This window comes from Thiosulfativibrio zosterae, assembly GCF_011398155.1.
Classification (GTDB): Bacteria; Pseudomonadota; Gammaproteobacteria; order Thiomicrospirales; family Thiomicrospiraceae; genus Thiosulfativibrio; species Thiosulfativibrio zosterae.
Genome location: NZ_AP021888.1, coordinates 2,363,693 through 2,388,319 on the forward strand (window position 1 = coordinate 2,363,693; position 24,627 = coordinate 2,388,319).

At 43.1% G+C, this 24,627-nt stretch carries 17 protein-coding genes; 1 reads left to right on the forward strand and 16 read right to left on the reverse strand.

All coding sequences use genetic code 11. The features are described from left to right. Positions 1 to 19: 19 nt before the first annotated feature. The 15 genes from THMIRH_RS10890 to THMIRH_RS10960 form a co-directional block, all read right to left on the reverse strand. A complete protein-coding gene (locus THMIRH_RS10890; protein ID WP_173292115.1) occupies positions 20 to 2,248 on the reverse strand; it encodes a methyl-accepting chemotaxis protein in 2,229 nt (742 codons plus the stop codon). A gap of 144 nt (positions 2,249 to 2,392) precedes the next feature. After that, positions 2,393 to 3,115, reverse strand: coding sequence for a response regulator transcription factor (locus THMIRH_RS10895; protein ID WP_173292116.1), 723 nt, complete (start codon positions 3,113 to 3,115; stop codon positions 2,393 to 2,395). A gap of 12 nt (positions 3,116 to 3,127) precedes the next feature. Continuing rightward, a complete protein-coding gene (locus THMIRH_RS10900) occupies positions 3,128 to 5,740 on the reverse strand; it encodes an ABC transporter substrate-binding protein (protein ID WP_173292117.1) in 2,613 nt (870 codons plus the stop codon). Continuing rightward, positions 5,730 to 6,647 carry an amidohydrolase family protein gene (locus THMIRH_RS10905; protein ID WP_173292118.1) on the reverse strand — a complete coding sequence of 306 codons (918 nt, stop codon included), beginning with the start codon at positions 6,645 to 6,647 and terminating at the stop codon, positions 5,730 to 5,732. Before THMIRH_RS10905 ends, THMIRH_RS10900 begins: the two co-directional genes overlap by 11 nt. Before the next feature lie 17 nt (positions 6,648 to 6,664). Next, complete coding sequence (locus THMIRH_RS10910) at positions 6,665 to 9,058, reverse strand: EAL domain-containing protein (protein ID WP_173292119.1); 2,394 nt, start codon at positions 9,056 to 9,058, stop codon at positions 6,665 to 6,667. Continuing rightward, positions 9,051 to 11,696: a diguanylate cyclase domain-containing protein gene (locus THMIRH_RS10915; protein WP_173292120.1), complete on the reverse strand. Its 2,646-nt coding sequence runs from the start codon at positions 11,694 to 11,696 to the stop codon at positions 9,051 to 9,053. Before THMIRH_RS10915 ends, THMIRH_RS10910 begins: the two co-directional genes overlap by 8 nt. Continuing rightward, the gene (locus tag THMIRH_RS10920) at positions 11,678 to 12,949 is read right to left on the reverse strand and encodes an urea ABC transporter substrate-binding protein (RefSeq protein ID WP_173292121.1); all 1,272 of its coding nucleotides are present in this window, start codon (positions 12,947 to 12,949) and stop codon (positions 11,678 to 11,680) included. Before THMIRH_RS10920 ends, THMIRH_RS10915 begins: the two co-directional genes overlap by 19 nt. A gap of 79 nt (positions 12,950 to 13,028) precedes the next feature. Next, positions 13,029 to 14,222: a multidrug effflux MFS transporter gene (locus tag THMIRH_RS10925; protein ID WP_243831448.1), complete on the reverse strand. Its 1,194-nt coding sequence runs from the start codon at positions 14,220 to 14,222 to the stop codon at positions 13,029 to 13,031. Positions 14,223 to 14,355: 133 nt separating this feature from the next. Further along, the gene (locus tag THMIRH_RS10930) at positions 14,356 to 16,530 is read right to left on the reverse strand and encodes a TonB-dependent receptor (protein WP_173292122.1); all 2,175 of its coding nucleotides are present in this window, start codon (positions 16,528 to 16,530) and stop codon (positions 14,356 to 14,358) included. Between the two features lie 37 nt (positions 16,531 to 16,567). Then, a complete protein-coding gene (locus THMIRH_RS10935; protein WP_173292123.1) occupies positions 16,568 to 16,876 on the reverse strand; it encodes a hypothetical protein in 309 nt (102 codons plus the stop codon). A 222-nt stretch (positions 16,877 to 17,098) separates the two neighbouring features. Beyond that, complete coding sequence (locus tag THMIRH_RS10940) at positions 17,099 to 17,701, reverse strand: hypothetical protein (RefSeq protein WP_173292124.1); 603 nt, start codon at positions 17,699 to 17,701, stop codon at positions 17,099 to 17,101. A gap of 159 nt (positions 17,702 to 17,860) precedes the next feature. Next, a complete protein-coding gene (locus THMIRH_RS10945; protein ID WP_173292125.1) occupies positions 17,861 to 18,217 on the reverse strand; it encodes a hypothetical protein in 357 nt (118 codons plus the stop codon). Then, the gene (locus THMIRH_RS10950; protein ID WP_173292126.1) at positions 18,210 to 20,405 is read right to left on the reverse strand and encodes a hybrid sensor histidine kinase/response regulator; all 2,196 of its coding nucleotides are present in this window, start codon (positions 20,403 to 20,405) and stop codon (positions 18,210 to 18,212) included. Before THMIRH_RS10950 ends, THMIRH_RS10945 begins: the two co-directional genes overlap by 8 nt. Continuing rightward, on the reverse strand, positions 20,398 to 21,186 hold the full coding sequence (locus THMIRH_RS10955) for a hypothetical protein (RefSeq protein ID WP_173292127.1): 789 nt from the start codon (positions 21,184 to 21,186) through the stop codon (positions 20,398 to 20,400). The genes THMIRH_RS10950 and THMIRH_RS10955 overlap by 8 nt, the downstream gene beginning before the upstream one ends. A gap of 311 nt (positions 21,187 to 21,497) precedes the next feature. Beyond that, the gene (locus THMIRH_RS10960; RefSeq protein WP_173292128.1) at positions 21,498 to 23,465 is read right to left on the reverse strand and encodes a TonB-dependent receptor plug domain-containing protein; all 1,968 of its coding nucleotides are present in this window, start codon (positions 23,463 to 23,465) and stop codon (positions 21,498 to 21,500) included. Positions 23,466 to 23,576: 111 nt separating this feature from the next. On the opposite strand from THMIRH_RS10960, the gene THMIRH_RS10965 reads away from it, so the two are divergent. Beyond that, positions 23,577 to 24,164 (forward strand): hypothetical protein, encoded by a 588-nt coding sequence (locus tag THMIRH_RS10965; protein ID WP_173292129.1) that lies wholly within the window; start codon positions 23,577 to 23,579, stop codon positions 24,162 to 24,164. Positions 24,165 to 24,244: 80 nt separating this feature from the next. Here the strand turns inward: THMIRH_RS10965 and THMIRH_RS10970 are convergent, their stop codons facing one another. Then, positions 24,245 to 24,493 (reverse strand): hypothetical protein, encoded by a 249-nt coding sequence (locus tag THMIRH_RS10970; RefSeq protein ID WP_173292130.1) that lies wholly within the window; start codon positions 24,491 to 24,493, stop codon positions 24,245 to 24,247. Between the last annotated feature and the right edge of the window lie 134 nt (positions 24,494 to 24,627).

A 24,627-nucleotide genomic window follows, 5' to 3' on the forward strand; every position in this document is an offset into this window, starting at 1 on the left:
GAAGGCTTCAGCCTTCTTTTTATCGGCTTAATGCCAACAACCCCGTGCTCAATTTAAAACGCTCAACTGCGGCGGCTTGCTCATCGGCTTGTTCGCTCATATTGCCTGCAGTGGCCGACAACTCTTCAACCAAAGCGGCATTTTGTTGGGTCGACCCATCCAGACTTCGCATGGTGGCATTAATTTGCCCCAAGCCTTTGGTTTGTTGCTCAGTGGCTTGATTGACCTCTAAAACTAAATCATTGACCTGCTGAATTTTGGTCACCATATTACTGAATACTTCATGGGTATTTTCAACCAGGCCTGCCCCTAAATTAATCTGCTGAATGGTTGAACCTATCAGGCTAGAAATCTCTTTAGACGATTCTGCTGACTTTTGTGCCAAATTGCGCACTTCACTGGCCACCACCGCAAACCCTCGGCCATGCTCACCGGCTCGTGCCGCTTCAACCGCCGCATTCAGTGCCAATAAGTTGGTTTGAAAAGCGATGCTGTCAATCACAGAGGTAATTTCACCAATTTTTTGACTGAGTGCCGAAATGCCCGACATGGCTTGAGAAGTTTTGCCCATTACTTCAATGCCTTCTTCTGCGCCTTTAACCGCCTCAGAAGCCAAATGAGTGACCTGACTGGTATTGGCATTGGTTTGTGCAATATTGGAATTTAATTGCGTCACCGACGCGGCCACCTGCTCTAAAGCCGCCGCCTGCACCTGCGTTCTTTGCGATAAATCGGCGCTGGCTTCTGCTACCTCTGAAGACATATTGCCAATGGTGAGTGTGCCTTGTTTAATTTGTAAAAAGGTCTGTTCGATATTGGACAAGGCTTCATTAATGGCGGTTTCAACCACCGCAACATCTCCCTGCAATTTCATATTTAAGCGCACCGTTAAGTCGCCTTGACTCATGCGCGTTAACACCTGTTGCATTTCTTGCATCACCGCATGGAAGTTTTCTAACAGGTGATTCATGTTTTGTGACAAATTAAGATTAAAGCCATTTAAACCCTGCAAATTCAAACGCTCAGATAAAACACCATCCGACGCAGAGCCCACTACAGCATTAATGTTTTCTTCAATGGCTAACTGTAGCGTCAAGTCACGCCACTCCACCACTGTGCCAATGCGCTGTTGCTGGTCGTTAAAAATAGGATCCATCATCAACTCAATGGTAGATTTACCAAGGTGAATTCTAGCGGTATGCGTACTGGTTAAATTGGCGATCTGTTGCGCTTGATGATCAGGCTGCTGATGAAATTCATCGATGGATTGGCGCAATAATTTGTCGGGATTAAAATTAGGCAACAGGGTTTTTAACTCGGGCGCTAATTTCTGCATTAATGCCTGAGTTGCCTTATTCACATAAATAATACTGCGGAATCGATCGGCCACCATAATGCAGGCAGAAGACGCATCTAACGCACTCTCCACGCGTTTGGCATCGGTTAATAAAGACTTGGTATCATCTAACTCTGCGCCCAAACGAATTTGCATGGCTTTGATGCGCCCCAAAATCTGGTCAAATAAAGTGCGGCCTTTGATGGATATGTGATTATCAAAATGCCCTTCTGAAACAGAGGTCACCAAATCAAAAATATGGCGCAACTTATTAAAGTTGTAAGCCATCATACCCACCATCGTGATGATGGCTAAGGCATGTAACACGGTAAATAAGCCAGGGGCGACATCTGGGTAAAAATAGTTCATGCTGCCAAAAATCAATACCATCGATGCAAAGATATACAACTGATAAATCATATTGATATTGTTGATGGGATTTATTTTTTCCCAGGTTGAGCGAATTTCTCCGCCCGTCAAGTGTACTTTGCCTGCAGCGATTTGACGATAGGCTTCTTCAGCCTCGCTGATTTGCTGACGCGTGGCTGGCGTGCGCACCGACATATAGCCTGCCACCTTGCCATCTTTAAATAAAGGCGTTGCATTGGCAATAACCCAATAGTGGTCACCGTTTTTACGACGATTTTTAACCACTTGCGACCAAGGTTTGCCGGCTTGTAAAGTGGCCCAAAAATCTTTAAAAACGGCTGCGGGCACATCTGGATGACGCAAAACATTGTGCGGTTGACCAACCAACTCACTCCAATCGTAACCGCTGGCTTCGATAAAAGATTCGTTCGCTTGAATGATATTGCCCTTTAAATCGGTTTGCGACACGATAATCACATCGTCTTTAAGTACATACTCTTTCTGAGTCACTGAGCGATTTTGGGTAGATGAAGTGCTAGACATAGCTAAATTCCTTAATCAACATTTCCGAATATGGTTTTTGTTGATATAAGTATAAGCACTCATTAATTTGAATACACTGACAAAAGCTGGCATTAACCGAGCGTATGACTAGGTTAACCATTTTGGTACAGCTTTAATTCAGCGCTATTTGTCGTTTTTGACGATCAAAACCTGAGTAAATTGATAGCCCACATTGCGTACGGCTTTAATCACCTCTTCGGTTTCGGATTCTGAGTTTTGTAGCACCGACAATTTGCGTCTTAAACGGCTAATGGCCGACTCTAAACGACGATTATCAAAATACTCTGGTGAACCGCCCAATCCTGCAATTAAGTCTTCTTTGGTAGCCAAACCTTCGGGGGATTTAAAAAACACCTCCAATAGATTGAGTTCTGCCCAGGTGAGTTGCGCTTTTTGGGTTTCCAAACAAGGCGGCTGAACCGTCATTTTGTGTTTATCAATAATCCAAGCATCGCTGTCGCCTGTGCTTGCCTGCGAAAAGCTTAAACGACGGTGCAACGCCAAGATAACGGCGGCCAATTCTTGATAATTGACAGGTTTGGTTAAATAGTGATCTGCCCCTAAATGATGTCCCAAAATACGGTCATCTAGAGCAGAACGAGCGGTCAACATAATAATACCTAAGGCTGGAAAGGCCTTTTTGAGTCGCTTAGCAATCGACAAACCATCCTCTCCCGGCAAGCCGATGTCTAACACCACTATCTCAGGTTGCAGTTCATCAAATATGGCATCCATCGCCTGTGCATGGGGCACGCCTTTGGCCTCAATCTTTAAATAATTCAGATTCAGCAACAAATCATCTAATAGGTCTTCATTATCTTCAACAATTAAAACTGGACGCATCATTCTACTTCCTAGCTATTTTCTAGCACGAGTCATGGTTAAGTTCTGAGGAATTTTTAAGGTAAAAATACTGCCCTTGGAGCGATCTTGCGATTGATAGCGAACTTCTCCACCATGCAGTTTTGCAATCTTTTTGACCAAGTACAAGCCCAAACCAACGCCTGGAATATCCCCCAGATTTTGTCCTCGCTGATAAGGCTCAAATAAGCCCTCTACTTGGCTTTCATCTAACCCAACCCCAAAATCTGCGACAGAAATCAACCAATAGATGGCATTGGGCTGTACCTCTTCTTCTAAGGATACCAGGATAACTTTATCTAACAGACTGTATTTATGAGCATTATCAATCAAATTACTGAGTGCAAGTTCTATCAGTGCCGGGTCAGCCACCAGCAAATCTGATTTTAGGGCGTTGTGAAACTGAATCTTTCTTTGTAAAGGATAGTAGTTGACCACATTGTCTAAAATACCCTTTAATGCAAACGGTCTAATATTTAACTCAAATTGATTATCCTCAAGACGGTCTTGCTGTAAAAACCTTTGTACCAAATCATTAATGCGATTCGCCGCACGGCGAATGCGGTCATAGCGTTTTTCCACTTCTGGCTCAACCGAAGGCGTTAGCAAGCTTAAGGATTGCAGGGCACCGTCTATCATAGACACAGGGGTTTTTAACTCATGGGTAATCATCGCAAAAAATTTGGCTTGCGCTTGGCGATGTTGTTTTTCTAGGTTTAACTGCTGCTCAGCCGCTTGCGCTTTATTAAGCGCTCCTTTGATTTTTTCATCGGCGAGCTGTGTCAAGAGTTGGGATTTTTGGGTTTGATAAAACACATAAAAAGCCCATAAACCAATCATGCCCAACAGCCCTAGCAAGTAAGGCCAAATCAGACTGAAAATTTGTTTTAAATCCGTTTTATTGACCAGCTCAAGCTGAATCCAACGGTTGTAGATTTCACGCTCTTGTTCAGGCGTAACTTGATTGAGTGCTTTTTCTAAAATACTCAATAACATCGGCTCGCTTTTATGAACCCCTATCGCCAACTCAAAACGCTTATCGGCTTGGCCAATAATATGCAGACCGTCTATGCCTTGTTTTTTGAGCGCATAATTGATGGCTGCCAAGTTCCCAGAATAGCCATAGGCCTCACCCTTTAAAACGGCGTCTATGCCCTGCTCAACGGAATTCACCAACAATAAAGAAATTTGAGGAAAGTTTTCCTCCAAATACTCCTGTGACCAATAACCACGCGTAACCGCGATCACCTTGCGATTGAGTTTATTGTAATCTTCAATGTAGTCCACCGTATTGCGTGCCAGCAACACCATCGGAAAAGACAAATACGGACGCGTAAAACTTAGGCTCGCTTGGCGTTTTGGTGTGGAAACGGCACAAGATAAAACTGGCAAATCTCCCTCAGAAGCGCGTTGCAAGGCCGTGTCCCAGTTTTGATTGGGGGTTGCTTTAAACTTGACACCCAGCGACTTTTCAAACAGTTTGAAATAATCCGCCGCCAAGCCGTGATAGCGACCTTGCTCATCGGTAAACTCAAATGGCGCCCAGCTGTTATCGTTGGCTAACTCTATGACCGGATGCGCTCTAAGGTAAGCGAGTTCCTCTAGGTTTAAAAATCGCTCGGTGTCATGGAATAACAAGCGGCTCAAATCGGCTTGCGCCAACTGCTCTGGCGTAATCAAACCGGTTTCTTTGGCGCTAACCGCTATGGCTTGTAATTTAGCCGCACTGACTTCGCCGATCGGCGTTTTGCCAAATTTGACATATTTAGTGGTGTCATGCGCTTCGGCAATTAAGTCCTCGCGGGTTTTAACCACTGGAAAATGCGCCATTAAATAATCCACAATTTCAGATTGATTATGCAGTGCATAATCCCACCCCTTAAGGGTTGCTTCATTAAAGCGTTTAACCAAACTGGGGTCAGATTGCGCGAGGGCTTGCGAGGTAAACAGCAAATTGCCATAACTTTGAATGCCATAGTTTTTAGGATCGGTTACATAATAAGGCACTTGCAATTTATTCAATCGAAACGGCTCATTGGTCGCATAACCCGCATATAAATCGACTTTTTTCTCAATAAAACTCGTTAAATCGCCAGTCGATTTTTGGGTGAACGCATATTGGTCGGCACGGTTTTGATAAGCTAAATTGAGCAAGGCTCGAATTTGCATATCATCATGATGCATGACTGTTTTGTTTTTTAAATCTTCAAGCGTTAACACTGGCGCATGGGATAACAAAATCATCGGCGAATATTGAAAAGAAGCCGACACAATTTCAATCGGCGCGCCCTTAATGTAATCCACCACCAGCGTGCTGTAACCCACGCCAAAATCTGCGTCCCCCGATAACACGGCATCTAGGGGCTCGTGATCTTTTGTCCAGCTAATAAGCTCAACTTCTAAACCCAACTCTTTGTAATAGCCTTGCGCTAAAGCGGCATAAAAACCTGCAAACTCAAACTGATGGTTCCAATTGAGTTGAACCTTAATGATTTGACTCTCGGCAGACGGCTGAGCCGGCCCGCCTTTTGGGGTCGCTTGCGCCGTGGACATAACGCCCAAAAACAGGACAACCACGCCTAACAGATATTTGGTAAACCTAGCGTTCACTTAAAAACAATCCTTGTGCATTTTGATAGGCCAATTTTTGCGCCGTTTGCGGCGGCAACTGCCCTAACCAATGGCGAATTTGCGCCACCACGGCATCAAAGTTGTGCCAGCGATTCACGCTAAAGGTATCCACGCCGACTAAAATTTTGTCTGAGTTTGCCGTGAAAAAATCACGCCATTCTGCTTTGAGCTTGCCTTGCCCATCCACAAACTCGGCATCACGCACGGTGGTGTCTATATACAAATTGTGTGGATGCTTTTTTAGCATTTTGGTTAAAAACTGCGGCTCGGGTTGTGTGCCTAAATGCGCCCACAAAATGATGCTGTTGGGCGCTTGGGCAAAAATTTCATCTACGATTTCCGCATCACCGTGCACTTGCAGCTTTAAGTTTTGTGCTTTAGCAATGGCAACCAATTCACGCAAAACTGGACTGTTGCGGTCTTCTTTAAATAAATGAAACTCACCTATGCCTTGGTAAATGCCGGCCTTAAGCCCTTGTTGAATGCGCTGGATAATTTCAGGGTTATCGCCCCAACGCCCTTTTTCTTTGAGATGATGATAAATATTGAGAAAAGGAATAATGCGCTCGGGTGCGGCTTGATATAAGGCTTGCGTGCCGGCATCAGGCGTGCTGGATATCAATGCATGCGTCACTTGGTTGCGATCAAAAAGTCTAAGGACTTCGGCGGTAGATAAGGCTTCGGTATCTTCTGCGCCATAATGCAAATGGCTGTCAAAAATTTTGCCCGTGTAAGCGGTATCAGAGGTATGAACCACTGTGGATTCGGAAAGCAATGAATGAGCCCATAGGCTTGTAGAGAAAAATAGCCCACAAAAAACGTAAAAAGGCTTTAAAAATAACCAGGCCTGGTTGTTTTTCGGCACTTTTAAGCTTAATTTTGGCATAAAAACCTCCTTCTGCACTAAATGTCGTCTTGCGGCTTTTCGAGTGGCGGACTAATGAAATAACCTTGCACCATATCAACGCCCATGAGTTTGAGTTTAATATAGGTGGCATTGTCCTCCACAAACTCGGCAATGGTTTCTATGCCACGCTTTTGCGCAAAGGTGACGATGGTTTCCACAATCAATTCTTTGTCTGGATCTTGCAACATATTACGAATCAAAGAACCATCCAACTTAATATAGTCAGGTTGCAAACGCATCAGATATTCAAAGTTAGAATAGCCTGTTCCATAATCGTCTATGGCGACCTTAACGCCCATTTGTTTAATTACATTCAAAAACTGGGTGGCTTCTTCAAAGTTCTCAATGCCTTCTGACTCCGTGATTTCAATGGTTAGGCGCTCACCGGCAGTATAGTCGTGACACAGCTTTTGTAAATATTGCAGTGTTTCGGGTGTGCCCAAATCTTCTGCCGACAAATTAACGGCAAAACGCTCAGTGCGGTCTTTAAAGGTTTCAAACGCATGCATCAGCATGGTGCGGGTTAGGTCGGCATACAAGCGCGTTTTTTTGGCGATTTCTAGGAAGTAGAAAGGGCTGACCAATTCACCTCGAGTTTTCAAACGCACCAAACACTCATAAGACACGATGGCTTCTTGTTGCATATTGTAAACCGGCTGAAAAACCGCGATTACACGGCCTTCGTTAAGCGCAGATTTCAGCTCTCTACTCCAAATCAAGTTTTCTTTGTATTGATCAGAAACCACCACCACTTCGGCGTAGTTCACCACCGCTTTATGAGATTTTTTGGCTTCGCGCAAAGCCATGTCGGCTGTGGCCAGTAAATTGGCATCACCTTGCGCAACCCCCGCCGATAAAGACACAAAAATATCTTGGTCAGCCACCATAAAGGCGTGGTCGCTGATATGACGCGTTAAGTGGATAATTTGTTCATGAAAATTCTGCACCGGGGCATCGTGCTGCTCTATCAACGCAAACTCGTCGCCATGCACTCTAAACAGTTTTAACGCGGGTGCTTTATGGGCACCCAAGAATTCGGCGACTTTTTGAATCACTTCGTCGCCTTTTTCTACGCCCAAAAAGTCGTTTACTTCTTTAAAATCGTCAACATTTAACAAAGCCAAAGATTTAACGGCCTTGCTATCCAGTTCGCGGATGAGTTGACTGCGATTTTTTAAGCCGGTTAATTTGTCCGTAATCAATAAACTGGTTAAGGCATCTTGATCTTTTTTCCATTGAGTAATGTCGTGGCGCAACGCAATGTATTCTTGAATGTCACCTTGCGCATTCTTAATCGGCATAATGGTCATTTGAACATGAAAATTGTCACCATTCTTTTTCTGGTTTACCACTTGGCCATGCCAAGCTTTGCCAGCCGTTAAGCGTTCCCACATGCCAACAAACACCTCTTGTGGACTACCGACACTTTTAAAAATATTGTGCGACTGCCCCAGCAATTCTTGACGACTGTAACCCGTTAACTCAACTAATTTATCGTTCACATAAGTAATTTTGCCGTCAAGGTCGCCTTTAGACACGATGCTGGTTTCATCAACAATGGTTTGATATTGTTTAAGCAAATTCAGGGTGTTGGCGAGAGCCGTGTTTTCTGCCATGGCTTTTTTTTCTGCCAACACGCGTTGTTTGACATAACGATTAATAAAGCGATAAAAGGCAATCGTAATCACCAAAAAGGCCACGACTCTCACAAAATGCCAAACAAACCACTGAAAATCCCACAGAGTTGAAATCACAAACAAAATGCCCGCAGACCCAAACAACATACCGCCGCCAAACAGAATTAAATCTTCTGGGTGCTGATGTTTCAGATACTTAAACAGGTAAAAGACGCCGCCCCAAATAAAAGCAAAACCGCCCACGACATTCATCCCTTGGGCAATGTTGGTAAAATGCCCTTCGGCATGCCGCATCAACGGCAAACTGTCTTGATACTGCAAGGACAATAACGCGCCTAAGAGGATTAAAATAACAAAGCTACCCAACCACTGCAAACGCTGCTCTACCGAAATATGGTCGGGCAACCAAGCCAACGCAAAGAACAGCCCGCCCAAAAACACCGACATAGAGTGATACCAAATAAATAAATTGCCCGGTTCTGTCATGGCGTGGAATAAATCAAAAATACCCATCGCCAAAAAGGCTAAAACCACATTGACATATTCGGTTTTAATAAAGCCCTTATCTTGAATTTGGTAGATGGCCACCGCTAAAACAATGGCGATAGAGGCCGATGCAGACTCTAAGGTGGCATGCAACGAAACATTCACCCAAACACCCTGTATCAACACTTGGCTCATATACCCTAGAAATAGCGGCAAAACCAAAGACAACACAACCATTTTAAAGACATTTTTGTAGAGGTCAGTCATGCGCTTTCTCCGCTGCTTCAACTAAATAAACCTGATTACGACCTAAGGCTTTGGCTTGATAAAGTGCCTGGTCGGCAAGGTGATAAATTTCCTGACTTAAATAATTGCGCTTGTCAGCCAGATGCAATAAACCCACCGAAATCGAAAAGACCTCTGCCGCTTCATTTTGCGCATGAGGAATTTTTAAATCTAAAACCGCTTGACGCAAGGCTTCGGCATATTGGTGACTTTCTGCTAGGGTATAGCCGTTTAATAAACATAAAAACTCTTCGCCCCCTGTGCGATACGCGTCTACATTGGCAGTCGAAAACTGCGTTAACAACAATTGCCCAAGGCTTTGCAAGGCCTGGTCACCCGCTAGGTGTCCATACAAATCATTAAAACGCTTAAAGTAGTCAACATCAAAAATAATCATACTTAACGCCCGATCATCTGTGTTGGCCAAGCGCTGTTCAATGGTTTGGTTGTAATAACGGCGGTTATACAAATGGGTCAACTCATCGGTGATAGAGAGTTGATAAATCTGTTTCTCTTGGGTGGTTTCTCGCCAAAAGGATTGGTAAGCCACTAGCTCATTTTTTTCATTGAAAACCGGTGAAGCCGTCACCCAAAAATATTGTAAGGTGTCTGAAGTTTGCCATAACACTTCCTCTTCAAAGGAGGTTGGCTGGGTTTTACTGTTGATATAGCCTGCAAACTTGTGCCAAGCATGTTCCGCCATCAACTGTTGCAACACATCCGTAATGGGCTGCTGCAAACCCACTTGTAAAAGATTTCTACCCACTAGATCGGGCGTTTTAACCCGCGTGATTTGACAAAACGCATCACTCACCTCTAGCACATTCATGTGCAAATCCAGCTTGAGCGTGGCCACAAACTGGTTAACCATATCCAAGGCTTGGTTCAAACGACTGGTCACTTGTTTTTGCATTTGTGTGGTTTTCACCAAATCCGCCGAAATTTGTACCTGTTGCGTAATATCTATCCCAATACTACAAATGGCTTCATCCTCGCCTTGTAAATTGCGCAATTTAAAACGCGCCATTAAATATTTGCGCTCAAACAATTCTTCTTCAAATTGCAGCGGTTGATCACTCGCCATCACCAAGCGGTCGTGTGAACGGATAATGTGCGCATTCACCGGCGGGAAAATATCCAAATCATCTTGTCCCAACATGTCTTCGGCGGTTCGCCCAATTAAAGACAGCGCTTGGGCATTGAACATTTTGTAATGCCCTTGAATGTCCTTCACCATCACAACCATCGGGGCATTGTCTAAAATATTGCGAATTTCATATTTAGACGCCAATAAATCATGGGTGCGCAAGCTCACCATTTGTTCAAGATTATTAGACAACTTCTCCAGCTCGTCTTTGTTTTTGGCCAGGCTCTCAGAGTTGGCGGATAACTCATTCAAACTACTTTGCAGATGGCTGGCCATTTCATTAAAAGCCTCCGCCAGTGTGGCAAACTCGTAAACATCGGGCACAGGAATTGGATCGAAGTTTTTTCTTTTTTGCTGTAAACGATGAATCCCTTGTAACAAGAGTTTGAAGTTTTCACTTAAATATCCATACAAAAACAACGCTAAAATGCCGCTAAATAACAAAATAAACCCAAAAATCTGCAGCGCCCAACTGCTCAGTTCATTGAGATTTTTAAAGACTTGATGGGTCGGCATTTCATACACAAACCCCCAGCGCAAATCGGGCTGATAACGCCAAATGGCATAAACTTCTTGCCCCTGTTCGTTGCGTAAAACACCCTGTCCATCTTCGGCACGCACCGCTTTAGCCAAAGGCGTTTGTGCTTGATAAGCGCCCCAAAAGTTTGAGGGGTGACTGAGCGGCTCGTCACTCATCGAGGCCAATACATTTTGAATTTTATCCCCTTGGCGTTTCCCGACTTTTAACTGACCTTGCTCCCCCAGCCCTTCTGAGTTACTGAGTATATTTTTGAGTTGCGTGTCTTCAATTTGGCCAATCAAAATGCCTTTGAGTCTGTCTTGCAAAATAATCGGCGTGGCAATAAAAGCAGCACTTCTGGCAGAGGGTGGATAATAATTAAAATCTGAAACGCTGGTATCCAATAGGGTTCTTGACGAGTTAAAAACCTGACTTAATCCGGTATCTTTCCACTGCGCGGCATTTAAATCAGCGTACAAATCAGCTTCTTTTTGCACCGTAAACTGTACTTTGCCGCTGAGATCGACAAAAAATAAATCATAAAAATGCGACAGCTGCATATATTGCTCAAGATAGTTGAGCGTTTGTTGCTGCTCGCTGCCTGAAAGCGGCTTTTGTGCTTGGTCAAATAAACGAAAAAACGCAGGGTCGCGCGCCAACAGTTGTAAACTTTTGCGGTTTTGTTGAACCAAATCAGACACTTGAATTAAACGCTGATTCAGTCTATTTTCAAAAGAAGTTTGCACTTCTCGTGTGAGAATTTTTTCGACATTCATGTGACTTAACCACATGACCAACAAAATGGGCAACATGGACACCAACATAAACCACACGCTTAACTGCAAAGCCAATCGTGATTTAGAAAAGCGCAAATACTCAGTCGCACGCATCCAAAAACCGCTGGGTGGCGTCAGTTTTAGCTTAACATTTTTGGCTATTCGGGTGCCTGCCATGCGCCCCCCCATGCTTCATACAACTGGGTTAATGCCTTGGCCGAATCTTCGTAAGAGGTTTCAAAAATTGAAAAAGGTTCCGGCTTGATAAGACTGCTGCTTTGCCAAACCACTTGTGACTCACCGCTCGCAGTTAATTGACTAATAACATCTGGCTTCCAAGTATGGCGGCTATTTTTGTCCACAAACACTTTACCCGCTGGCCCTGTAAAACCAACACGATGAATAACACTCAAAATGGCATCTGAATCAATAGACTCCACTTTTTCTGCTGCCAACTTCCATAGATACACATTCACATAGGCGTTCACCATGGGGGAGTTAACTTCTTCATCTTGCCCATAGCGCGCGCGATAGGCTTTGATAAAGGTGTTATTTTCAACCGTATCCAAATTGGGGTCGTAGCCCCAGCTAACATAATGCCCTTCTAAAGATAACCCATACTGCTTTAAATAAGATTTGGCTTCTACGGATGAAAAACTGAACGACATCACAGGCACAGGATTGTCTGGCTGTAAGCGAGATAAGGTTTCAAAAAAATAGCGATTTCCGTCACCATTTAAGGTATTGATAATGGCATCTGGTTTTAAGGCTAATAAACTGTCTAGGTCACTGAAATCAATATTGTTTAAGCCATAATATTGCGATTTTAAAACCGTCATCCCCAAGGTTTCGGCGACTTTTTGAATTTGCATATTGGCAATATGAGGAAACACATAATCTGAGCCAATCAACAAAATTTTTTGCCCCAGATGCTGTTGCACCCAACTGATGGCTGGAATAATTTGCTGATTGGGCACTTCGGCGGAATACACAATACGCTCAGACGCTTCTAAGCCTTCATATTGCACGGGATAAAACAGCAGGTTTTGATGGGCTTCAATCACGGGTTTAACGGCTTTACGAGAGGCGGATGTCCAACAACCAAAAATCACGGGCACCTTATCTTGCGACACCAAACGCTCTGCCCCCGCAGCAAAAGTTTTGTCCAAAGACGCACCATCCACCAAAATAGGTTGTAATGGACGCCCCATCACGCCACCTTGCTGATTGATTTCATCAATCGCCATCAAGGTTGCTTGTATAACGCCTTGTTCACTCAGCGCCATCGGCCCAGTTAAACTGTGCAGCACGCCAACTTGAATGGGTTTTGGCTGAGTGGCACCCCACAATAACTGCAGAAAAACCACGCCCAAAATCAGCAGCAGCGCAGTATTTGCTCTTACCAGCCATTTTGGGCGTTGAACATTCATCCGTAAAAACCTTTAATCAATTTGAGTGCTTCAAAAAATAAGCCATTTTACCCCTTTTTAGTCGAGCGTTGACACTCTCTTAACGCAGCTGTACTTGAGCCATCCATTTTAAAAAGCTCAAACTACCTGCCGACAGTAACAGCGTAAACAGCGCAATGGTGAGCAACGAGCCGTTGTGCAGCGTTCCCATAATCAACCCCATTAAACCACCCATGGCAAAAATGCTACTGCCCATTAGCGCATTGGCAGTGCCAGATATTTGTTCAAAAAAATCTAAATAACAGGCTTGAACATTGGGCGTTACTGCCCCCAACAAACCCAAAACAAAGAATTGGAACACTAAAATTATATAGAGGTTTGGCGTAAAAATGCTGACATAAACTGACATGAAAACCAGCAAGATCACTTGTAACTGCATCACGCGCCATAAAATCGTTGCGGGCTCAAAGCGTTTTAACAGGGTGACATTCATCCGATTAAAAAACACCACGCCCAAAACCACTATCCCAAAATACAACGGAAATTGGCTGGGCGAAATATCAAACTGCTCCATATAAATAAAAGAGGCTTCGGTGATGTACACAAACAAAACCCCACTGGCCAGTCCTTGCGCCAATAAAAATCCAACCGCTCGGCGATTTTTAAACACTTGACCGTAATTAGAAATCAACGCCGACCAGGGTTGGCTGCGCGCTTTTTGTTGGCGCTCCAACGAGCGGGTTTCTGGCAAGGTGAATTGCACCATCATCCATAACAGCAACCCATAAAAAGCCAAGAATATAAAAATACTGTGCCATTCGCTGAAATTTAAAATCAGCGCTCCGGTTGCCGGCGCGACCAAAGGCGCTATGAGCATGACCAAGGCAATCATCGAAAACACCTGCGCACTCTCTCGTCCAGAGGTTAAATCTCGTACGATGGCTGCTGATACCACGGTAGCAAAACCACCACCAATGGCTTGAATAACCCGCATCACATAGAGTTGTTCTAAATTCACTGAAAAGGCAATCAGCAGTGAACTTACCATAAATATCAATAAACCAATCAGCGCAATGGGTTTGCGCCCAAAACGATCGGACAAAGGCCCCCCCAAAAGCTGCCCCAAACCAAATCCCATTAAAAATAAAGGAACGGTAAAGCTCACCGCATTCACATCGGTATTGAGCTGTTGCGCCAAACTGGGTAACGCAGGTAAATAGGTGTCTATGGCAAAAGGCGTTAAGGCAACCAAAGCGCCTAAGCGAGGCGCAAGTTGACGAGCGGTAAGATTCATAATCTGCCTCAATGGATAGAAAACAGTATCTTACCGAGTTTATAGAGGGTTTGTGTAAAACCGCAGCTAAAAAAAGACCCAGTCGAGCTGGGTCTTCATTATTTTTAGATGCTATTTTAGATGGCTTGTTGCGTTAAACGCCAAAAGGCATCCGAACATTCAACTTAACATTGCGACCCATGCCCTGTGCTGTACCTTTGTAGGTATCCAAGAAATCTCGGTATTGCGTATCAAACAGATTTTGCACCGTTAAGTCCAATTGCAAGGCCTGCTTGCCCAATTTGAGGTCTGTGCCTGCTTGGACTTCCCATAACCAATAGTCTGGCGTTGAGGCGGTTCCAAAAGGCGTTTTATCAAATTGACTGTAAGGCTCATACAGACCGGCTGATTTCTTTTCTGCCACATAACGGGTTTTTAAACCCAAGCTGGGTGACGCCAAAACCCCAAGATTTGCAAAGGTGTATTGGGCTTGCAAACTGGCATTATTGGCCGGCATTAAGGGTAGTTCACGATTTTTAACAGTATCGCGTCCTTGCATCACTTCCGCCGTCGCTTTCCATAATAAACGCGATGTCGTTTGATATTTTGCCGACCATTCTGCGCCTTGAATTAAAGCCGTTGTTTGTTGGCTTTGCATTTCAGGTACATAAATACCCGTTGGGTTATTCACATCTAAAACTACTTGGCCTTCATCCGTTGTGCCTTCTGCATAACGGTATCTGCCGGTATTTTCGAGCACAATATAGTTGTCTACCCAGTTGGAATAGACTGCAAAAGTACTTTGCAAATGACTGGCTTGAAAAGTGAGCGCAAGCTCAGAGTTGACCGAGGTTTCTGCTTTTAAATTGGGATTACCCAACTGATAAGCCTGCACACCGCCATGTGCGCCACCGGCATACAATTCAAAAATAGATGGCGCACGGAAACTACGCCCTAAGTTAGCCGTTACAGTCCACTGAGAATCTAAAGGATAAGCCGCACCCAAAGCACCCGACCAATCAGCAAAACTTTGTTCATTATTGGTTTCGTTATATACATCTGCAAAATGCGCATCCACCGGTGCTTTTACATCTTGTGTGTCCCAACGAGCGCCGGCTTCAATTTGGAGTTTGCCAAAGGCACGCTTTTCAACCACAAACACCCCTTGACCCTTTTCGGTGGCCGACGGTGAGAGTTCGCCAGAGCGCAAGTCTTGCGTTTTATCAAAACCACTCGCGCCAAACTCACCACGCCAACCGGCCACTTCGGGATGTTCTGCGGAGAGTTTTAATTCAGTGCGTTTAACCAATAAATCTAAAATATCGGCGCGCGGTAAACTGCTCATCTCTTCAAACGGCACATCATGCGCCGCTTCACGGCTGTTACGCGTCACCGATACTTGCGGTTTAATCACCCAATCCCCTGCAAACCATTCGGCCTTGAGCTGGGTTTCTTGATTGGTCAACACTTGACCTGCCGCCGCCATCAGCTCGAAGGGCTGTCCTGGGCCATCTGACTCAACGCCCAAATAGTTTTGTTTGCTTTGCCAATAGGTGTGGCGCAGTTCAACCTTGCCCCAATCGTCTTGATAGCCCAAGCCCAAAGAGGCGGCTTGGTTTTTAAAGTTGGTATAGGGCGTTTCGCCAGTGACTAAAGGCAAATTTCCCGCTGGCTCTCCCATATTCACCACACCGGCTTCAGTGCCCTTGGGGGTTACAAAATTATCGCCTTCGCGTTGCGTAACCCCGCCAACTAAACTCAATCGACTAGACGACACCTGTGCCTTAAGACCCAGCATATGTTCATTGTTATTAGAGTTAACTTCACCAACGACTTCACCCTTAAGGTCAGTTTTACCCGGTGCGGCATAATCTATTTTGAGACCTTGCACATTCACCGCGCCTTTGACCGCTTGGCTAGAATATTTCAAACCCTGCGGGCCGCGAATGACCTCCACTTCATCTGCCAGCACTGGGTCGACATTAGGGTTATGACGCGTGCCTTCAGCTTGATAATCCATCGCCATGCCGTTTGACAGCACTGGTAAGCGTAATGCGGTATCACCACGCACCACAGGTTTACCCGATTGTGAACCAGCACCTAGGTTATTCACCCCGGGCAAGTCAGACAGGGCTGCACCCAAAGAGGTTGTGGCATTGCGTTGTTGCTCGGCTTTATCCAAAGACAAAGAGGTAGAGGTGGTGATTTCAATGGGTTGCATTTTTTGATCAGCAGTTTCTGCAACACTGACGCGAGGTAATTCGGTTGCCGCCCACACAGGCGACAGGGTAACAGCACACATGGCTGCCACAAGCGTTTTAAGATGCATGGCATTCTCCTAAATTCAAAAGACTTAAAGTTGTTTTTTAAATCCAGAATTTAGGCGGGGCTCTGGCTAGGTGAACTAAGAGTGGAAAGGCTGCTCGCCAAGCCAAAAGCTGGAGGGCTTGCTTACCATAAACAGGCGTTTGTGACGCTAAACTGAAAAAAGGCGTTAGGTCAGTCGCTTGATGCTCGACTCCCACAAAGACATTACATTGTTCTGAATGGTGATGAAATGGGTGAATTTCACTGTGAATGAGGGCTGCCGTTTGCCCAAACAACAAAATCGCCAACAATCCCAGCAGGGATAGCGAAGATAAAAAGCGTTGTCGGAAAACGGTGAGGAGATTCATAGTTTACTATTGTAGTAGATTTGCAGGGATTTTAATCATAAATTAAACACCTTAAAACCTTTTAAAAACAACGGTTTTGGGCAAATTTAACCAGGCCTGGTTATTTTTGGTCTGTTTTTGGTGATTTTAACGGTTTTTTGGGCAACGGCTGATAACAAAAATCCCCGTTTAGTTTTTACCCTAAACGAGGATTTTTGAAAAAGCAATCAGCGTTATTAAAGCTTACTTTTGATTTTGTTCTTTGTATTTATCAATCATCGTCATCAACTGATTAAAGGTGATGCCGTAATACACAAACGGATTGGACGGAATATACTTAGGACGGCGCTCTTTTGAATATTGCTGCCAACCTATGTAGTTTTCGATGTCTTCACCCGCTAACTCAGGAATAATTTCTTCGACCGCACAGAATTTAGGCGCTAGAAATTTTAACCAAGAAAACTTGATGCCTTCGGTTTTTGGATAATATTTTTCAGGCGCTAAAGGTAAATCTTTAACACGATTTTCTTCAACAAACTTTTTATAGTCTTCACGATTACGAATCGTGAACTTCACGCAAAAATCATGTGCTTGCTGGTAGGTTAAAAATTCTTTTTCTTTATTGGCTACCGCATCAGTTCCTAAAAACCAACCCCAACCATGCTTTTCTGGCCAGCCAGATTCTTTGTAAAAAGACGCTGGATTATAGGGCAACTTAGGGTGTCTTTTGTCCGATGAAATATACTCAAACCATTGCTTAACGGTTTTGATGTTTTTAAGCTTTTTCTCTACATACTTTTTAGCAGCCGCTAGGTCGTAGAATTTACCTTCTCTTACAATAGGCATGTTCAAAACTCCTTCTATTTAGTCGTACGCAAGAGTGCGAATACTTAAATTTATTTACGATCGGCTATAAGCATATAGTCAAACATAATTTTTTTCCACAACTTTTTTTATGTTTTTACAAAAAACTTTCATTCTGTACACAATTTTTTGTCTAGCCCTTCAAACGACAAACGCTTTTAGCAATTCTAAATCTTGCTGATAAGCCTTAATCAAGTCCGCAAGACGGCTTAAGTCATTCGCTACCTTGCCCATAGAAAGCTCATCCACAGGCGTTTTGTTCATTTTTTCTAGCACCGCATTAATCTCATCAGCACACAATACCAATGCCGTCGATTTAGCTTGATGCACTTGGGCAATATAGGCCGCCCCTTGTTCTGGCAACGCAAGACTGGCTTGTTGAACCACTGACAAAACCTGCTCAGACTGTTTCATTAAGTCGGTTATCAAGGATTCTTTATGGGCCGCACTCAAATGCTCGTAATCATATAAAAAATTAAACGCCTCTAAATCAATCATGATTTTTTTCCTGGCTAAAATAAGACTGCATAAACTCAAACACCTGTTCAAACTGCTTAAAGTCTTTCATGTACACCTTATCCATTAAACTCTGACTTAGATCTGCTTCTAAAGCCGGCGTAATGACCGCAGAAAACCCAATAACCAAGGTTTCTGGACGCTGAACTTTAATAGCCTTACAAGCCTCCTCGCCACTCATCACCGGCATCATATGATCCATAAACACTACATCAATTTCATATTCTCGGCTCAGCGAAACGGCTTCTAGCCCATTATTGGCCACATAAACATGCTTAAAACCACGGTTTTTCAGTTTCTTAACCACCAAATCGCGATAAGCGGGAATATCGTCGGCAATTAAAATGCGTTTATCCGTGATAAAGCGCCCAAACTCTGGGGTTTGAGTGTTGGGTATTTCTAAGGTTGGCATGGGCTCAACATCTTGATAGCCGTGCAACAACATTTTTAACTCATCTAAATTTAACACCAACCCCTGTCCAAACATTTTGACCACGCTGGGGGAAGGTTTAATGGCATTGTTCATAAAGATAATGCGTGCGCCCTGTTCTCGAGCGCTTTTCAGGCTTTGAGTCAGCTCCGCTGGACTCATTGGAAACGCTGAATTGAACGCTGTATGCGCTTCTTTAACATTAAACAGTTCATGCAAAATAAATAATGAGCGACTTTTTAAGTCTTTTGCCTCATGAGAAACTTTAAAACCATAACTTTCAAACCAGAGCGTTAGATAGGTTTTTAACAAGCTATTGGCAGAAATAATCACCGCGTGCTTGGTACGAGCATTGGCTGGCAAACTTGGTATTTGAGCCTTTACTTCAGCATCTTTAGGTACACATTGCACCGGAAAACGGAACTCAAACTGCACACCTTTTTCCATGCGATTAAAAGATAAGTCATACCCAATGGTTTGTAACATGAGTTTGCAAAAACTCAAGCCCACACCGGTTCCTTGTATGGTGTCATTGGACAATCGATGAAAAGGGACAAAAATCGAGTCGGCTTGATCTTCCGATATCCCGCGACCCGTATCAGTCACTTGGGTTTTAATAACATCCTTCTCACAAATAACCTTAACTTCAATAAAACCTTGCTCAGTATATTTCACTGCATTGCTCAGCAAATTGCGCAACACCTGCTTGTATTTAGAATCATCTAAATAAACGGGTCGATTCGGCTCACTCTCTAAGCGCAAATAAATATATAAACCTTTGGCATTGGCTTCTGCTTGAAAGTTCTCAATCACCGAGTTGAGTAAATCAAACAAAACAAATTGGCGTGGTCGCAAAGCCACTTTTTGCCCAGATTCAATACGGGTTAAATCCAGAGCATTGGAAACCATTAACTCCATTTCTTCGAGTTGCGACATTAACGGACTGATTAAATGGTTGGGCACTCGTGACTCTAAACTTTGTAACGCACCCTGCATAATCACCAAAGGAGTTCTAAAGTCGTGCACCATAGACGCGATAAAAATGTTTTTGGTATCCACCGCTTTTTCAACGGTTTTACGCAAAGACACTTCGTGTTCAATGGCTCTTAATTTGGATTGATAAATTTGATCGGCTTTTTCAATCAGCACATCTAACTCAGTGCCACTTTTGGATAACTTTTGAATTTCAGGGTTACTTTTAAAGGCATCCGACGCATAAAAATCAAGGGTTTGCGCCAACTCGGTGACTGGGTTACGAATAAAGCGTCTGAGCGCCTTTTGAAACACCCACAAACTCAATAAAGAAAACAGCGCCACCCCTAAAGTGATTAATTGCACATATTCTAAAGGCGCTTTTAGATAGTTTTTGCCAGTCAGTTCAAATGCCAGACCCTGCTGATTTGTCACAAATTTAAAATCATCTGCAACATCATCTCTAGCCGCATATTGTTGGCCATCCAACACGAGATTTATGGCACTGATTTGACGACTTCTGGCAACTTCCGCTTGAACTTCTTGATGAATTCGCAGTTTGTCTTCTGTGAGAGATACCAAATAAATGTTATCAACCACTTGCTTGGCTTGTTCCTCAAAAACATTCCTTTCTATCTCGGTGACCTTGTCTTGTGCATATTCAATTAACCCAAACAGCGTGACCGAAAACAGCATAATCATGCCGGCAACGCTTAAAAAGGTTTTGCTTTCAATGGAGTTGAATTGCCAATTTAATAACTTAGTCATTGGCAACCACCAGACCAAAATAGCCCATCATTTTTTGGTTGGTCATTAAGGTTTCTAAAGGCTGAGTTACCTGCCCCGTTTTTAACCAGGCCTGCGTGGCTTCAATGGCCTGTTCATCAGATACAAACTGGCCAAAAACGGTTCCCTTTTTTAACTGCTCAGCAGAACTGCCACCCACTAAAGGGGTTAGAAACTTTAAGCTCATTTTGCGAGCCGTTAATAAAAATCCATCATTGAAAATATCGGGATTGCTGCCCAAAATGACTGCAGAAGATTTTAAGATATTACGACCCAACGCCTTTACGGCCTCCGCAGAGCTGGTAACCTGAATTAGGTTAAGCTCTTGTTCAGGGTGTTTTTTACGAAACTGCAGAATAGATTTTAATTCTGCCTGCTCGGAATATAAAACCGTATAAGCACCGACCACCGCCGTTTGGGTAGCGGTTAACTGGCTCGCTAAGCTCGAAGAAACGAAAAATCCAGAAACCTTAGGTCTTGCCAACAAAGCATCTGTGGCATTCAGACCAACCACAAAAATCTTTGGCGGAACATGGCACAGTCGATCCAAAGCAACGACATCTTCTTGATTTAAAACCATCACGGTTAAATCATCCGCACATAAATCTGCCACAGGGTCTTTATAAGTTTTGACATTTTGCATCACGAACTTTTTGATGGGCGTTAGCTCACCTTTGCCTACTAAAGCAACCTTTTCACCGGCGTGCAAAACGGAAACCTGCAACACCAATGCAAAGAATAAGGTCAAATATCTAAAAAGCATGGAATGAATAACGGCAATGTCCAACAATTTTTAAACAAAAATGAAAACGCAACATATGCTAAATTTATGCAAAATATTTACAATATCATGTACAAAAAATAAGTAATTTACACACTATAAAATGCATTATAACAACACAATAAAAAAATAAATAACTTTTTATAAAAAATTGTACGATATGAATTATTCGAAGCTATAGACAGAAATGTGGCTAACAAATGAAAAGCTTTATTGAGCGTTTAGGAAAGCTGCTCACGGAAAGGGTCAAAGCCATGAGCATAGATTAGACAGGATTGAGCTTGGAGGCTAGATTAAAAACGATAATCCATTTTTAAATAAAAATTGCGAGCTGTTTTAGAGTCTTCCAATTCATAAAAAGTGGAGTCTTCTTCTAAAAGGTTTTCTGCTGAGGCTTGCAAACAGAGTGCGTCATAATCACCAACATCAAAACATCTTTGCAAATTAACCGAGATATTGGCATAACCTCTCAATGTTTTTTCATCTTCTTCATGATTCCCCGCCGCTTCCCAACGAACCTGTGAAAAATAATGATAAATAAAATTAACTTTATTTTTTCCTATTTTTGAAGAAAGCATGGCGCTCAAAATATGCTCTGGCGAAGTTTGCTCTCTTAGCAATAAATTTCCGGAATCCACTTCTACAAAATTTCGGGTATAGGACAATACAACCTGATGATTTTTCTGAACGACCCAGTTAGCAAAAAGCTCGCCCCCCTTAATAACCATCTTATCGCCATAACCACTGGTAATTGCCCTGTTGTTATCGTACGCACAGATCATTGACGGGTCGCAAGTTTCAAAATCAAAATAACTTAAGTCGCTATAACTATCGTGAAATAGGCGTGCTGAAAATTGATTTTTTTGACGAACAATAGAATATTTAAGCGCATAGGAAGCAACGCGCTCTGGCTTTAAATCATTAGGCTGACTGTTGTATAAGAATAACTTTGTTTGCGCATCCGTACCTGGTATCGCCTGAATACCTAAAGGTGTTAAGGTGCCGTACAAACTCGCGCGCGACTCCCAATTCGTTAGAAAACGAGACCCTTCACTGTACATCATCGAAATTTTTTGCTGGGACGGCAACTTAACTTCCAATGCAGCAAACTGATTTAAAACATTATCTTTATATTCAGAATGGTTTGCTAATCTTGCGCCGCCACTCAAACTAAAGCTACCTGCATCGTACTTCAAGCCTAGATGCCCACTAGATTCGATACTATGCCACTTTGATTCAGTCCCCGACCAATGTAAAGGAACCTCATCATCATGCACATAATCTGCGCCTAAACTCACTTCCAAGCCTGAGAACATTTGACGATGCTTGACGGACGCAAACTGGCGATTTGAACGGTAGGCAATATCAAAGTTGAGCACACCATTTTCAATCACATTCTGGGCATCGTTATGAAGATCATTAAAACCCAGTACAACCGTTGTTTCTCCAACAGAACGATTAACCCAATTCACATTGGCTTGAGTATTATTAATGCTTCTGTCCTGGTAACTTGAAGCCTTCACATCTTCAGAACGATCCGAATCATCAACATTTGCTCGCCCCACACCTAAATTAAGGGTGACTTGATTCTCATAACTTGGGGCATAGAGCACACTTCCCCAAACTCGATTCAAATCTTCATCAGACACCTTGACATGATCACCATCACTGGCCTGCTTTGAAGCGGCCAATTGAAAACTCAATGTATCATCTGCCCGAAAAGTTCCACGGGCATACACATCTCTATAGGCATTGGTTCCGCCCATCACCGACACCAAATTACTGGCTTGGTCAGGTTTTACGGTAAAAATTTTAACAACACCATTAAAAGCGCCATCGCCATTTAAAACAGTCGAAGGCGTAGAAACCAACACAATTTTTTCAATATCTTCTAAACGCACAGGCATGGCATTCCACTCAACCCCACCGGTTGCTGCCACATTAATGGGCACTCCATCCACCTCAAAGAGAGTACGACGAGGAAACTCATCCGTCATACCTCTGTAAGAGGCTGTTTTGTATGAACCCCATGGAGAGACATACATCATGCCCGGTAATAAACGCAGAACTTCTGGAATGCTTTTTGCACCTGAGTTTTCAATTTCTTTGCGTGTTAGGGTTGAAGAAAACCAAGCTGAATTAACAAGCTCGTCTTCAGGCAAAGGCGACAGGATATCCGTTTCAATAGTGGTTTCATCTGCATAAACGGGCGCTAGAAAGCTGATACCCGCAACAATACTGACCTTAAAAAAAGCTTTCACATGATGACTTGCAAACAATTGGACTGCCTCGCTCCTAAAAATTTATGATAAGCATTATAAAAGAAAAAAGACTAGAATGATTTGAAATTAAAACTTACGGAGCTTTAGTTTATGAAAAAACCGCCCAATCAAGTATTTGTTATTGATGATGATCAAGCATTTTTTAATTTATTAAACCGTGTGGTCACCAAAGAAATCAGTGGCATTGAACTGGTTCAATTGCCTGACTTTGCCGCTTTTTTAAATTTTTGCGAAGACGAACAAGCCACCCAATCTGCGTTACTCGCCGTAGTTGATAAAATGATTGGTGGCACAGATATTTCAATCGATACATCTAGCCGATTGAATACACTCAAAATCCCACACATCGTACTGTCATCTAACCAAGTAAGCGCCGAAGACTTTAAAACTTTTAAAAAACACAAGCATTGCCTTAATTTGTTTTTAAAAGAAAATATGCAATCCATTGCTTTTCAACTGATTAAATCTATCGACAATGCCAAACAACACCTGTTGCAAATCAACGCCATTGAAAACGCGCGCTTAACTTCGATTGCTCAGGGCTTAATAATGGGCAAGTCAGGACTTTGCCAAGAAGAAGGTGCACTCAAATTAAAATCGATTTGTGACAGTGAAAACCTCACGCTAAAAGAAGCGGCAGCTTTGATTATTCGACTGCATGAAGCCGTTAACAGCTAGTCTTATCTTTTTAACAGACATAAAAAAACCCTCAGCTTTGAGGGTTTTTAGTGGTCTAGCATTAATAGAACAAAATCTAATTAAGCTGCCATAGACTGCGCAGGCGTAATGCTTGCAAAAGTCTTATTGTTGTCTTCCATCAGCACCAATAGTCCAGATTCCAGCAAGGAATCTTTAGCGGCACGAAATTCGGCAAAGCTCATTCCCAACATTAAAAAATCTTGAGTTTCATTAAAAAACTCTTTGAAAACTTCTGAGCCAAAATGGTGATCTTGACGAGTTGATAAAAACGCGATCAAGGTTTGTTCATTTAAATTAATTGAGTTCACGGTAAATACCTCTATAAATAAAGAGATATCAGGTGGTTTTCCTAAATCAAATGGGTGGAAGATTTTTGCGATAGTTTCTGGTTTTGAAACTTCATCAACCTAAGGGGACACACAAATGGTTTTTTTGTGTGGTT

Bases quoted from the DNA above. Each gene is read 5' to 3' on its own strand.
- THMIRH_RS10890 (WP_173292115.1), bottom strand. From the start codon at position 2,248: ATGTCTAGCACTTCATCTACCCAAAATCGCTCAGTGACTCAGAAAGAG.
- THMIRH_RS10895 (WP_173292116.1), bottom strand. From the start codon at position 3,115: ATGATGCGTCCAGTTTTAATTGTTGAAGATAATGAAGACCTATTAGAT.
- THMIRH_RS10905 (WP_173292118.1), bottom strand. From the start codon at position 6,647: ATGCCAAAATTAAGCTTAAAAGTGCCGAAAAACAACCAGGCCTGGTTA.
- THMIRH_RS10910 (WP_173292119.1), bottom strand. From the start codon at position 9,058: ATGACTGACCTCTACAAAAATGTCTTTAAAATGGTTGTGTTGTCTTTG.
- THMIRH_RS10915 (WP_173292120.1), bottom strand. From the start codon at position 11,696: ATGGCAGGCACCCGAATAGCCAAAAATGTTAAGCTAAAACTGACGCCA.
- THMIRH_RS10920 (WP_173292121.1), bottom strand. From the start codon at position 12,949: ATGAATGTTCAACGCCCAAAATGGCTGGTAAGAGCAAATACTGCGCTG.
- THMIRH_RS10925 (WP_243831448.1), bottom strand. From the start codon at position 14,222: ATGAATCTTACCGCTCGTCAACTTGCGCCTCGCTTAGGCGCTTTGGTT.
- THMIRH_RS10930 (WP_173292122.1), bottom strand. From the start codon at position 16,530: ATGCATCTTAAAACGCTTGTGGCAGCCATGTGTGCTGTTACCCTGTCG.
- THMIRH_RS10935 (WP_173292123.1), bottom strand. From the start codon at position 16,876: ATGAATCTCCTCACCGTTTTCCGACAACGCTTTTTATCTTCGCTATCC.
- THMIRH_RS10940 (WP_173292124.1), bottom strand. From the start codon at position 17,701: ATGCCTATTGTAAGAGAAGGTAAATTCTACGACCTAGCGGCTGCTAAA.
- THMIRH_RS10945 (WP_173292125.1), bottom strand. From the start codon at position 18,217: ATGATTGATTTAGAGGCGTTTAATTTTTTATATGATTACGAGCATTTG.
- THMIRH_RS10950 (WP_173292126.1), bottom strand. From the start codon at position 20,405: ATGACTAAGTTATTAAATTGGCAATTCAACTCCATTGAAAGCAAAACC.
- THMIRH_RS10955 (WP_173292127.1), bottom strand. From the start codon at position 21,186: ATGCTTTTTAGATATTTGACCTTATTCTTTGCATTGGTGTTGCAGGTT.
- THMIRH_RS10965 (WP_173292129.1), top strand. From the start codon at position 23,577: ATGAAAAAACCGCCCAATCAAGTATTTGTTATTGATGATGATCAAGCA.